Annotated in this window: 9 protein-coding genes; 4 read left to right on the plus strand and 5 right to left on the minus strand. The window is 52.2% G+C overall.

Annotation, left to right across the window (positions count from 1 at the left end; all coding sequences use genetic code 11):
• Positions 1-109: 109 nt before the first annotated feature.
• From OQV04_RS04605 to glsA, 3 genes are all read right to left on the minus strand, one after another.
• Positions 110-1,465 carry a TolC family outer membrane protein gene (locus OQV04_RS04605; RefSeq protein ID WP_000090494.1) on the minus strand — a complete coding sequence of 452 codons (1,356 nt, stop codon included), beginning with the start codon at positions 1,463-1,465 and terminating at the stop codon, positions 110-112.
• 337 nt (positions 1,466-1,802) lie between these two features.
• A complete protein-coding gene (locus OQV04_RS04610; RefSeq protein WP_000982170.1) occupies positions 1,803-3,095 on the minus strand; it encodes an APC family permease in 1,293 nt (430 codons plus the stop codon).
• A gap of 2 nt (positions 3,096-3,097) precedes the next feature.
• Positions 3,098-4,030 (minus strand): glutaminase A, encoded by a 933-nt coding sequence (gene glsA, locus OQV04_RS04615; protein WP_032280417.1) that lies wholly within the window; start codon positions 4,028-4,030, stop codon positions 3,098-3,100.
• Between the two features lie 261 nt (positions 4,031-4,291).
• On the opposite strand from glsA, the gene copA reads away from it, so the two are divergent.
• A complete protein-coding gene (gene copA / locus OQV04_RS04620; RefSeq protein ID WP_032288161.1) occupies positions 4,292-6,796 on the plus strand; it encodes a copper-exporting P-type ATPase CopA in 2,505 nt (834 codons plus the stop codon).
• 214 nt (positions 6,797-7,010) lie between these two features.
• Here copA and OQV04_RS04625 read toward each other — a convergent pair whose 3' ends face one another.
• Positions 7,011-7,352, minus strand: a complete 342-nt coding sequence (locus OQV04_RS04625) for a HigA family addiction module antitoxin (protein ID WP_001370330.1) — start codon at positions 7,350-7,352, stop codon at positions 7,011-7,013.
• A 137-nt stretch (positions 7,353-7,489) separates the two neighbouring features.
• Between OQV04_RS04625 and OQV04_RS04630 the strand changes: the two genes are divergently transcribed.
• On the plus strand, positions 7,490-8,284 hold the full coding sequence (locus tag OQV04_RS04630; protein ID WP_000365177.1) for a TraB/GumN family protein: 795 nt from the start codon (positions 7,490-7,492) through the stop codon (positions 8,282-8,284).
• Positions 8,285-8,487: 203 nt separating this feature from the next.
• Positions 8,488-8,967 (plus strand): Cys-tRNA(Pro)/Cys-tRNA(Cys) deacylase YbaK, encoded by a 480-nt coding sequence (gene ybaK / locus OQV04_RS04635; RefSeq protein ID WP_000186631.1) that lies wholly within the window; start codon positions 8,488-8,490, stop codon positions 8,965-8,967.
• A 36-nt stretch (positions 8,968-9,003) separates the two neighbouring features.
• On the opposite strand, the gene ushA is transcribed toward ybaK, so the two are convergent.
• Positions 9,004-10,656: a bifunctional UDP-sugar hydrolase/5'-nucleotidase gene (gene ushA / locus OQV04_RS04640; protein WP_000771725.1), complete on the minus strand. Its 1,653-nt coding sequence runs from the start codon at positions 10,654-10,656 to the stop codon at positions 9,004-9,006.
• A gap of 217 nt (positions 10,657-10,873) precedes the next feature.
• On the opposite strand from ushA, the gene fsr reads away from it, so the two are divergent.
• Positions 10,874-12,094 (plus strand): fosmidomycin MFS transporter, encoded by a 1,221-nt coding sequence (fsr, locus tag OQV04_RS04645; protein ID WP_001251634.1) that lies wholly within the window; start codon positions 10,874-10,876, stop codon positions 12,092-12,094.
• Positions 12,095-12,133: the final 39 nt, after the last annotated feature.

Below are 12,133 nucleotides of genomic sequence, written 5' to 3' on the forward strand. Positions count from 1 at the left end.
ATGGCTCATGATGTCCCTCTGGGATGCGCTCCGGATGAATATGATGATCTCATATCAGGAACTTGTTCGCACCTTCCTTAACAACGGCCCACTAGTAATAATGGCAGGATTATTTCAAGTCGGGTAAGTCGTTGTATAAGCCCTGTTTAATTCCCGCTAATGGAATAAGGTTATTCACCGCAGCGGCATAATTTACGGCGGCGACCCAGCCATCATAATTGGCATTTATTTCAGCCGATTGCGCCTGAAAGACATCTTGCTCGACGGTTAATAGATCATTCAGACTGCGTTTACCCAATTTATATTCATTTTGGTACACATCTCGCGTTTTGTGCGCACTTTCGGATTGCGCTAAACCGGCTTCTTCGCGACCCCGTGCGCCGGTCCAGTTCGCATATGCCACAGACGCTCGTTGCAGCACATCCAGTTTTGCCTGTTCGACCTGCGAGGCAGAGATTTTTTGTTGCCCTTCGGCCTGTTGCACCTGGGCAGAAACCGCGCCGCCCTGATACAGCGGCGCGTTAACGTTCAGTTGTAGCTGATCATCCCAATACGAGCGGTCGCTGGTCTGGTAGCGCGTTTTACCCCCCTGAATACTGAGCGTTGGCCAGTATTGCGCTTTCGTTTTTTCCACGCCGTACTGTGCTGACTGGCGTAAGTTTTCTGCCGCCAGCACCAGTGGGATGGACTGGTAATCAATATTCTTCAGCGATACCGGCTGCTCGGCTAATTCAGCAGGTGGCGCGGCTATCGCCTCCGGCTGTACGCCAGTGAGCACCGCCAGTTGCGCTTTGGCGCTCGCCATCTGCGCCTGATATTGCTCCAGCGTTGAGCGCATTCCGGCAATACGCGTCTGGGCCTGTAATTCATCCGACGATGAGTTCAGGCCTGCGTTAGCGCGCAATGCCGCCATGTTGTAGACGTTTTCCAGCGAGTGAATATTGCGTTGAGCCGCATCGCACAAAGCCTGATAACGACTGACTTCCATATAGGCAGTCGCCGTTTTCTCTGCAACATCGGTTAAGGTAGCCATCAATTTAAAGCGGTAGCTGTCACGGGCGGCAGTTTGCAGATTGATATCGTTGTTAGTTTTACCAAAGTCATACACCAGTTGTGTCAGGGTTATGCCATACGAAACGTTGTTATCAAGCCTGCCGCTGGAGTCCGTTTGTCGGGACGGCCCCGCGTTGCCGGTTAATCCAACGTGCGGATACCAGGCACTTTTGGCTTCATCAATTTGCGCTTCGCCAATGCCTATCTGCGCCGCCTGTTGAGTGACGTCGGGATTTCGCGCAAAGGCGCGTAATATACTTTCCTGTAAGGATAATTGGGCAACTGGCGTTACCGCTGGGGCGTTCGCCCATTGTGGCAGCGGTGCAGCAATTGCAGCTTCTCCCATCACCATAAAACTTATTAAAAAAATAAGTCCATTATTTTTACGGTTTTTAAACTGGAATCGCGCCATAGATAAGTCACTTCCTTCCAGGTCATTATTTTAACTGGTTTTTATAACCAGTCTCATTTTATTAAGAAGGGTAATAACTTGTGCATCTCTTTTGTCGATCATTGATATGGGCAAAGAAATACAGCTAAAAAGCTTATACGTTATTTATTTAGAATACACTACGACTTTTAGATTACCATCATACACATTAAGAATAATCCACGGTAATAAGTGATTAGCATCACAGATTTATCGCGTATATATCATTTTTTTGTGACTTATTTATTAAAGGAATAAGAAAGGTAATTTGAATTAAAGACAAAGGCGCAGTACAGGCAGTACTGCGCGCAGAGAGGTGTTATACGGTTTTATTGCGCTTCATGACCATTGCCACAATAAGGCTGAGTAAGATTGCACCAATAATCCATATCAACGCACGGCTGCCCTGGGACCACAGGCTGTAGATAAAGCCAACGATCACCAACAACATCACCAACGTACCTACGATAAGAATCGGCAACGAGGCGTGAATATCATGACGCAGGCGGATCGCCACCACAAACACCGCCAGATAGCAAATCAAAAAGGTGGCGCTGGCAACGCTGGCGAGTGAGCCTAAATTTAGTGCCGCCGTCATCAGCATAATCAACACCACGACAATGATGTTGCCCCAGGTACTCTGCCGCCACAGGGATTTATTCATTAGCTTCGGCAGTTCGCGTTCGCTGCCCATGTTGTCCATGATGTTAAACACGGCGAACAGGTTCGCGTTGATGGCTGAAGCCGTCGCCAGTAAAGCGCCGATGACGACGATCACATAACCCACATGCCCGAGCAGCGGAGAAGCTGCCTGCGCTACGGCGGTATCGGCATATTTTTCTAACTCTAATGCCGATACATCGCTAAGCAAAACCAGCGCCAGCGATATATAAAGCAACGTGGTAACGCCAATTGCCACCAGAAACGCCCGTGGCATAATGACCTGCGGATCTTTCACTTTATCCGCCGCGTTCGCCATCATGCCAAAGCCCGCATAGGCAAGGAAGGTTATCCCGATACAGGAGAAGAACGCACCGGAGCTGGGGGGCGCAGAGACGGAAATATGCGCCGGTTGCAGCGACCAGACACCGGCAATAATCAGCAATAACAGGATCATCATTTTAATGCCGACGAGGATCACTTCCAGCCGCCCTACCGCATGGTTGCTTAAGGAGTTGAAAAGCGTCATCACCGCAATGATCCCCAACGCGTAGAGCAAAATAAGGTGCTCCTCCTGGCTGCCTTCATGCAAAAACTGCACGGCATAAGCGCCAAAAGCACGGGCGACCATGGCGATGCTCACCGCCAGCGTCAACAGGTACAGTAACGAGAGCGCCAGCGAAAAGACGCCGTTGCCTAATCCGCGACGAAAAAAGTCGATAATACCGCCATTGCTGGGATAGCTCGCCCCCAGGCGCGCATAGGCATAACCGGAAAACATCGCCACAATACCGCCAAAAGCAAAGGCGACCCAGGTCGAGGCTTCCATTAGCAACGCGGCCTGCCCCAGCAGCGCGAAGATCCCCGCCCCCACCATTGCCCCAATGCCGATGGAAACGACGTTCCATAGACCGAGAGGTTTGTTACCGTTATTACCTTCCGTGTTCATCATGATCAGCCCTTAAACACGTTATAGCCGAGTTGCTTAGCGACCGATGCCACCATTTTTTGACCGCGAACACTGTTGCCTTCTTCGTCCAGCGGTGGTGAGAACGCGGCAATTCCCATCACGCCAGGGACGACCGCCAGAATACCGCCACCTACACCGCTTTTGCCCGGTAAACCAACGCGATACGCCCAGTCACCGGAGCGACCATACAGCCCTTCCATCATCATTTCGGCCAGAATATACGGCACGTTGTCGGCCTGAAGAACGCGTTCATGCGTCAGCGGATTCACACCCCCTGCCGCCAGCGTCGCGCCAAGCGTTGCCAGTTCAACAGTATTGATGAGCGTGGAGCACTGACGGGTGTACACGTCACAGGCTTCCATTGCATCACAATAGAGATATCCGGCGGAGTACAGCAGCCAGGCAATGGCCCGGTTATGGAAGTTGGTTGTTTGTTCCGACTGGTTGACTTCGTCAGAGAGCGCTACCAGCTCACCAGCCAGTTGCTGTTGGATATGTAAAATTCGCTGCCAGCGTTGTTCGGCATTTTCAGCGTTAATCAGGCTGGTGGTGGCAATAGCGCCAGCATTTACCAGTGGCGAAAGCGGTTTGCCGCCATGCAACTCTAAGGCGATAACTGAGTTAAAGGGCAATCCGGTCGGGTCAGCGCCAATTTTGTCCTGTACCGCCTGCGGGCCGACATCTTCTAACGCAAGGGCTAACGTACAGACTTTCGAGATGGATTCCAGTGCAAAGCGGTAATCACTGTCACCCGCACTATAGACGTTGCCATCGCAGGTCACGATAGCCACTGCCGCCAGTTGACCTGGTACATTCGCCAGAAAGGGAATGTAATCGGCATTTTGTCCGCCGTTAAGTGAGTGAAATTGGGTGTGAGCCTGATCCACTGCCTGCTGTAATTTGTTTGCATCTAACATCTTTTGTTAACTCCTTTTTATAGATGCGGGAGGTAATTCCTCACCCCGGTGCCGATTTTCAGGCATCCTGATTTAACTTAGCACCCGCAACTTAACTACAGGAAAACAAAGAGATAAATGTCTAATCCTGATGCAAATCGAGCCGATTTTTTAATCTTTACGGACTTTTACTCGCCTGGGTTATTAATTTCTTGACCTTCCCCTTGCTGGAAGGTTTAACCTTTATCACAGCCAGTCAAAACTGTCTTAAAGGAGTGTTTTATGTCACAAACTATCGACCTGACCCTGGACGGCCTGTCCTGCGGTCACTGCGTTAAACGCGTGAAAGAAAGTCTCGAACAGCGCCCGGATGTGGAACAAGCGGATGTGTCTATCACTGAAGCGCACGTTACCGGGACTGCCAGTGCAGAACAGCTGATCGAAACCATCAAACAAGCGGGTTATGACGCATCTGTAAGCCACCCAAAGGCTAAACCGCTGGCGGAGTCATCAATCCCGTCGGAAGCACTGACAGCGGTTTCTGAGGCGCTTCCGGCAGCGACCGCCGATGACGATGACAGCCAGCAGTTGCTGCTGAGCGGCATGAGCTGCGCCAGCTGTGTCACCCGCGTACAAAATGCGTTGCAAAGCGTACCGGGCGTCACTCAGGCACGGGTAAACCTGGCGGAGCGTACTGCGCTGGTGATGGGCAGTGCCTCCCCACAAGATTTAGTGCAGGCGGTGGAAAAAGCGGGCTACGGTGCGGAAGCGATTGAAGATGACGCTAAACGCCGCGAGCGCCAGCAAGAAACCGCCGTCGCTACGATGAAGCGCTTCCGCTGGCAGGCAATTGTTGCACTGGCTGTGGGTATCCCGGTAATGGTCTGGGGGATGATCGGCGATAACATGATGGTCACCCCCGATAACCGCAGCCTGTGGTTAGTTATCGGCCTGATAACCCTGGCGGTAATGGTTTTCGCCGGCGGTCATTTTTACCGCAGTGCATGGAAAAGCCTGCTAAACGGTGCGGCGACGATGGATACGCTGGTGGCGCTGGGTACTGGCGTGGCGTGGCTCTATTCGATGAGCGTCAACCTGTGGCCGCAGTGGTTCCCGATGGAAGCGCGGCATCTTTACTATGAAGCCAGTGCGATGATTATCGGTCTGATTAATCTCGGTCATATGCTGGAAGCGCGCGCACGTCAGCGTTCTTCAAAGGCGCTGGAGAAATTACTCGATTTAACTCCGCCGACGGCGCGCCTGGTTACTGACGAAGGTGAAAAAAGCGTGCCGCTGGCGGAAGTTCAGCCAGGCATGCTACTGCGCCTGACGACGGGCGACCGCGTGCCAGTAGATGGCGAGATTACCCAGGGCGAAGCATGGCTGGATGAAGCGATGCTGACGGGCGAACCTATCCCGCAGCAAAAAGGCGAAGGCGATAGCGTCCATGCCGGGACAGTGGTACAGGACGGTAGCGTGCTGTTTCGCGCCAGTGCGGTTGGCAGCCATACCACGCTATCAAGGATTATTCGTATGGTGCGCCAGGCCCAGAGCAGCAAGCCAGAAATCGGTCAGCTGGCGGATAAAATCTCAGCCGTATTTGTGCCGGTAGTAGTGGTTATTGCGCTTGTCAGTGCGGCAATCTGGTATTTCTTTGGTCCGGCACCGCAGATTGTCTATACCCTGGTGATTGCCACCACGGTGCTGATTATTGCCTGTCCGTGTGCGCTGGGGCTGGCGACGCCGATGTCGATTATTTCCGGCGTCGGGCGGGCGGCTGAGTTTGGCGTGCTGGTGCGGGACGCCGACGCGCTGCAACGCGCCAGTACACTCGATACCGTCGTGTTCGATAAAACCGGGACGCTGACCGAAGGGAAGCCGCAGGTTGTCGCAGTGAAAACATTTGCTGATTTTGACGAAGCGCAGGCGCTGCGTCTGGCGGCGGCACTGGAACAAGGTTCCAGCCATCCGCTGGCGCGGGCGATCCTCGATAAAGCAAGCGATATGCAGCTGCCGCAGGTCAACGGTTTCCGCACATTGCGCGGGCTGGGCGTGAGCGGTGAAGCTGAAGGTCATGCGTTATTGCTGGGCAATCAGGCGCTGTTAAATGACCAGCAAGTTGATACTAAAGCGATTGAAGCAGATATTTCAGCTCAGGCATCGCAAGGGGCAACGCCTGTGCTGCTGGCGGTTGACGGGAAAGCGGTAGCCCTGCTGGCAGTACGCGATCCATTGCGTAGTGATAGCGTGGCGGCGCTGCAACGCCTGCATAAAGCGGGATATCGTCTGGTGATGTTGACCGGGGATAACCCAACCACCGCCAATGCGATCGCCAAAGAAGCAGGGATTGATGAGGTGATCGCCGGAGTGCTGCCGGACGGTAAAGCCGAAGCGATCAAACGTCTGCAAAGTGAAGGACGTCAGGTGGCAATGGTGGGCGACGGCATTAACGACGCGCCAGCGCTGGCCCAGGCGGATGTCGGCATTGCGATGGGGGGCGGCAGTGATGTTGCCATTGAAACCGCGGCGATTACCCTGATGCGCCATAGCCTGATGGGCGTTGCGGATGCGCTCGCTATTTCCCGCGCAACGCTGCGCAACATGAAGCAGAACCTGCTCGGCGCGTTTATCTACAACAGCATCGGTATTCCGGTCGCCGCCGGTATTTTGTGGCCGTTCACTGGAACGTTGCTTAACCCGGTAGTTGCCGGAGCGGCAATGGCGCTCTCGTCGATTACCGTAGTGAGTAACGCCAACCGGTTGCTGCGGTTTAAACCGAAGGAATAAGTACATCATTGCGGATGCGCTGCTTTAGGGTGGCGCATTTGGCATCGACGCATGACTGCCGGATGCGGCGTAAACGCCTTCTCCGGCCTACGGTTCAGGCACAGGTTTGTAGGCCTGATAAGACGCGTAAGCGTCGCATCAGGCAATGGTACTCGGATGCCGGATGCGGCGTGAACGCCTTATCCGGCCTACGAGATGAAGCGATGTTTTGGCCTTACGCGACCTTTTTTGCACGCTCTTCACGGCGTGCCAAATATTCAGCCACTGTTTCAATCCGTCCCAATTCTTCCTGGGTGCGCATGTTGTTTTCAACTTCCCAAAGATCAACTGCCGCCTGGAGGTTTAGCCAAAAATCGACTGTGGTATCAAAAACTTTCGCCAGACGGAATGCCATTTCAGTGGTGAGTTTACGATTATTATTGATCAGTGTACTGACGCTATTACGATGAACATGCAGCAACTCTGCTAACTCATTGATTTTCAAATCGAGCGGTTCCAGATATTCATAGAGAAGAATATCTCCGGGTGTCGTCGGTTTTCTTGTTGCCTGTTTCATAGTTTTTAACTGTTGCTTCCCTGTGAATAGCGATACAAGAACATACTGAATCATACAAACACATTAAACAAGTCCCCAACTCCATTTGCGCCATCCCTCCCCGCGCGCTAGCATGATATTTCACAAAGGGAGGTCGTATGGATCTGTTGTACCGGGTAAAAACGCTTTGGGCCGCGCTGCGCGGTAATCATTACACCTGGCCTGCCATCGATATCACCCTTCCCGGCAATCGCCATTTTCATCTGATTGGCAGTATTCATATGGGTAGCCACGATATGGCTCCCCTGCCCACCCGTTTGCTCAAAAAGCTCAAAAACGCCGATGCGCTGATCGTCGAGGCGGATGTTTCCACCAGCGATACGCCTTTTGCTAATTTGCCTGCCTGCGAGGCGCTGGAAGAGCGTATTAGCGAGGAGCAATTACAAAATCTGCAGCACATTAGCCAGGAGATGGGCATTTCTCCGTCACTCTTTTCTACCCAACCGCTGTGGCAAATCGCGATGGTTCTTCAGGCGACGCAGGCACAAAAACTGGGGCTGCGGGCAGAATACGGTATCGATTACCAGCTATTGCAGGCGGCGAAGCAACAACATAAACCCGTGATTGAACTGGAAGGGGCTGAAAACCAGATTGCCATGTTGCTCCAGCTCCCTGACAAAGGACTGGCGCTGCTGGACGATACGCTGACCCACTGGCATACCAACGCACGGTTGCTGCAACAAATGATGAGCTGGTGGCTGAATGCGCCGCCGCAAAATAATGAAATAACGCTGCCCAATACGTTCAGTCAGTCGCTGTACGATGTGCTTATGCATCAGCGAAATCTCGCCTGGCGGGATAAATTACGCGCCATGCCGCCGGGGCGATATGTGGTCGCGGTCGGTGCACTACACCTGTATGGAGAAGGGAATTTGCCGCAAATGTTGCGCTAAAAAAATGGCCAATATCGCTATTGGCCCGTCAAAGAGGAATTTCATTTTTTTATTATTATGCCGTCACTTTAAGCGACGGTGTAAGTCGATTGTCGCTCAATCTCACCATCCTGCCAATACTCTTAGGCAAGATGACTCTTTTTTTTGGACCGCCATCAGGCGTATGCTTGCTTCGTTTTTTTGTTTAAGGCAGGAAAATTACCATGACACCCGCAGTTAAATTACTCGAAAAAAACAAGATTTCGTTTCAAATCCATACCTACGAGCACGATCCGGCTGAAACCAATTTTGGCGATGAAGTCGTCAAAAAATTAGGTTTGAATCCGGATCAGGTCTACAAAACGCTGCTGGTGGCAGTGAACGGTGATATGAAACACCTTGCCGTGGCCGTTACGCCGGTCGCAGGTCAACTGGACCTTAAAAAAGTAGCAAAAGCGCTGGGTGCCAAGAAAGTTGAGATGGCCGATCCGATGGTCGCGCAGCGTTCGACGGGATACCTGGTTGGGGGGATTAGCCCACTGGGGCAGAAAAAACGTCTGCCAACGATTATCGACGCCCCCGCACAAGAATTTGCCACTATTTATGTTTCCGGCGGCAAGCGCGGACTGGATATCGAACTGGCGGCAGGCGACCTGGCGAAGATCCTCGATGCCAAATTTGCTGATATCGCCCGCCGCGATTAAGCATTGTGCCGGATGCGAACATCCGGCACTTTCGGATTACTGCCAGCTCACCTCACCTTTCGGTTCATAAACACTCACATCCAGCGGCGAGCTTTTCTGGATATACGCTTTCAGCACTTCGGCATCAATAAAGCCGGTATTCACATAGCCCGGTTTGTTATCAAGGCGCGGATATCCATCACCGCCGGTGGCATTGAAGTTTAATGTCGCCATACGGTAAGTTTTCGCCGGATCGACCGGTTCGCCTTTGATTTTCAGGTCGTTCAGTTTGCCGTCTTTCGCCACAAAGCTAACGTTGGCAAATTGCGGGTAGGCACCTGAATCTGGCTTCATCTGCGCGACGGCGGTCAGGTAATCAATCACCTCTTTACCGGTCATGTCGGCATACACCACCACATTGCCGAATGGCTGCACTTTCAGCACGTTTTTATAGCTGATATCGCCTGCTTCGATAGAATCACGAATTCCGCCTCCGCTCATCACCGCAAAGTCGGCACCAGTGCGATCCATTTGTGCTGCCAGAATTAACCGCCCCATATTGGTCTGTACAAAACGCACTTTGTCACGATCGCCTTCCAGACGACCATTGGTTTCGCCTATTTTCACTTCCAGCTGCGCTTTGCCTTTGTTCTGGAACGGCGATAACAGCGAGATCATTTGCTGGTTTTCAGCGATTTCAGGGGTGTACAGCACGCGCTCGCTTTTCCCGTCTTCCCAGGTCACTTTCTTCTTCAGGTTCACCGGAATCAGCTGGTAGTTAACCATTTTCATTTCGCCATTACGAAACTCAAAATCAGCCCGTCCCACGTATTTGCCCCACTCATGTGCCTGCACAATCCAGATGCCGTTTTGTTGATCCGGTTTGCATGGCGTACCCGGCACGTAATCGACCTGTTTTTTGTTTTCTGCCGCCATGCAGACCGGATCTTGCGAGTGACCACCGACGATCATCGCCAGCGATCCGGCAGGCAGCGCGCGCGCCATCTCCACATCGCCCGGTGCGTTAGAGCCGTGCTCACCATTGTCGTAATGCCCCATATGGGTCGCCGCGATAATAATGTCTGGCTTTTCTGTCTGTTGCAGCTCCTGAATCACCAGCTTCGCTTCATCGGCGGGCTTACGGAACTCAATATCGGTGAAGTTTTCTGGGTTGCCTAACTTCGCTGTGTCATCCGTCGTCAGACCAATAACGGCAATTTTCAGATCCTGACGCTTAAACAGCGCCCATGGTTTAAACAGGCGCTCGCCGGTACTTTTCTGGTAGATATTCGCGGAAAGCAACGGGAACTTGGCCCACTTTTCCTGCTGGCGTAATACGGTGAGCGGATTATCAAATTCATGATTACCGATCGCCATCGCGTCATAGCCCACCAGATTCATACCGCGAAAATCAGGTTCGGCATCCTGTAAGTCAGACTCGGGCACGCCAGTGTTAATGTCGCCACCGGAAAGTAGCAGCACGCTACCGCCTTCAGCCGCAACCTCTTTGCGGATACCATCCACCAGCGTTTTTTGCGCCGCCAGACCATATTCGCCATATTCATTGCGCCAAAAATGCCCATGATGATCATTGGTATGCAGAACTGTAATTTTGTAGGTTTTATCCTGCTCATACGCCAGAGCAGCTTCACTCGCCAGTGTAAATGTGGTTAACAGTGCTAACGCCACGCCCCGCTGCAATAATTTCATACTTCTCTCCCTGACCTGATTTCAACGTGTTGAAAAATAGTATGACGCGACATCATAGACAAGTCTGCGTCCGGTGAAGATAAATCTGCATCCAGATTAGAAATTCTGTATTCAGCGTTGAGACTTCCTTCAGGCGGCGCATACAGGTATGTTAGTCGGGTAATAATCACAAATAAGATCATTCTTTACATCGCAACCCTGAAAAAGTGACTTTCCTATGGCAATGAGTGAACAAACCCAGCCTGTGGCGGGCGCGGCTGCGTCAACGACCAAGGCCCGAACATCGTTTGGTATTTTAGGTGCTATCAGCCTCTCACATCTGCTGAACGACATGATCCAATCGCTGATTCTGGCGATTTATCCTCTGCTTCAGTCAGAATTTTCTCTGACATTTATGCAGATTGGCATGATAACCCTCACCTTCCAGCTCGCCTCTTCGCTACTGCAACCAGTGGTCGGCTACTGGACCGATAAATATCCGATGCCGTGGTCGTTGCCAATTGGCATGTGCTTTACCTTAAGTGGTCTGGTGCTGCTTGCGCTGGCGGGCAGTTTTGGCGCAGTTCTGCTGGCGGCGGCGCTGGTCGGTACCGGTTCATCGGTCTTTCATCCGGAATCTTCTCGCGTGGCCCGTATGGCTTCCGGCGGGCGGCATGGCCTGGCACAATCTATCTTTCAGGTCGGCGGTAACTTTGGCAGTTCCCTGGGACCCTTGCTGGCGGCGGTGATTATCGCGCCTTATGGCAAAGGCAACGTTGCCTGGTTTGTGCTTGCGGCACTGCTGGCGATCGTGGTGTTGGCGCAAATCAGCCGTTGGTACTCGGCACAGCACCGAATGAATAAAGGAAAACCCAAAGCGACGATTATCAATCCACTGCCGCGCAACAAAGTGGTACTGGCGGTCAGCATTCTGTTAATCCTCATTTTCTCGAAATATTTCTATATGGCGAGCATCAGCAGCTATTACACCTTTTATCTGATGCAAAAATTCGGATTATCTATCCAGAATGCCCAGCTTCATCTGTTTGCCTTCCTGTTTGCCGTTGCGGCAGGTACGGTGATCGGCGGGCCTGTAGGGGATAAAATTGGGCGGAAATATGTGATTTGGGGCTCTATCCTCGGCGTTGCGCCGTTTACGCTGATTTTACCCTACGCCAGCCTGCACTGGACGGGGGTTTTAACGGTGATTATTGGATTTATCCTCGCTTCGGCATTCTCTGCCATTCTGGTTTACGCTCAGGAGCTGCTTCCGGGACGTATCGGTATGGTTTCTGGACTCTTTTTCGGTTTTGCTTTTGGCATGGGAGGTCTGGGAGCGGCAGTTCTGGGGCTTATCGCCGATCACACCAGCATCGAGTTAGTCTATAAAATCTGTGCTTTCCTGCCACTATTGGGGATGTTGACCATATTCCTGCCTGATAACCGGCATAAAGACTGATTTCATTGCAGCCAAAGGCAAACTTTGGCTGCATCGTTT

Source organism: Escherichia sp. Lx600-2 (assembly GCF_036662595.1).
Classification (GTDB): domain Bacteria; phylum Pseudomonadota; class Gammaproteobacteria; order Enterobacterales; family Enterobacteriaceae; genus Escherichia; species Escherichia coli.

Excerpts from the sequence above, each read along its gene's own strand:
- OQV04_RS04605 (WP_000090494.1), bottom strand. The coding sequence starts at position 1,465 with ATGGCGCGATTCCAGTTTAAAAACCGTAAAAATAATGGACTTATTTTT.
- OQV04_RS04610 (WP_000982170.1), bottom strand. The coding sequence starts at position 3,095 with ATGATGAACACGGAAGGTAATAACGGTAACAAACCTCTCGGTCTATGG.
- glsA (WP_032280417.1), bottom strand. The coding sequence starts at position 4,030 with ATGTTAGATGCAAACAAATTACAGCAGGCAGTGGATCAGGCTCACACC.
- copA (WP_032288161.1), top strand. The coding sequence starts at position 4,292 with ATGTCACAAACTATCGACCTGACCCTGGACGGCCTGTCCTGCGGTCAC.
- OQV04_RS04625 (WP_001370330.1), bottom strand. The coding sequence starts at position 7,352 with ATGAAACAGGCAACAAGAAAACCGACGACACCCGGAGATATTCTTCTC.
- OQV04_RS04630 (WP_000365177.1), top strand. The coding sequence starts at position 7,490 with ATGGATCTGTTGTACCGGGTAAAAACGCTTTGGGCCGCGCTGCGCGGT.
- ybaK (WP_000186631.1), top strand. The coding sequence starts at position 8,488 with ATGACACCCGCAGTTAAATTACTCGAAAAAAACAAGATTTCGTTTCAA.
- ushA (WP_000771725.1), bottom strand. The coding sequence starts at position 10,656 with ATGAAATTATTGCAGCGGGGCGTGGCGTTAGCACTGTTAACCACATTT.
- fsr (WP_001251634.1), top strand. The coding sequence starts at position 10,874 with ATGGCAATGAGTGAACAAACCCAGCCTGTGGCGGGCGCGGCTGCGTCA.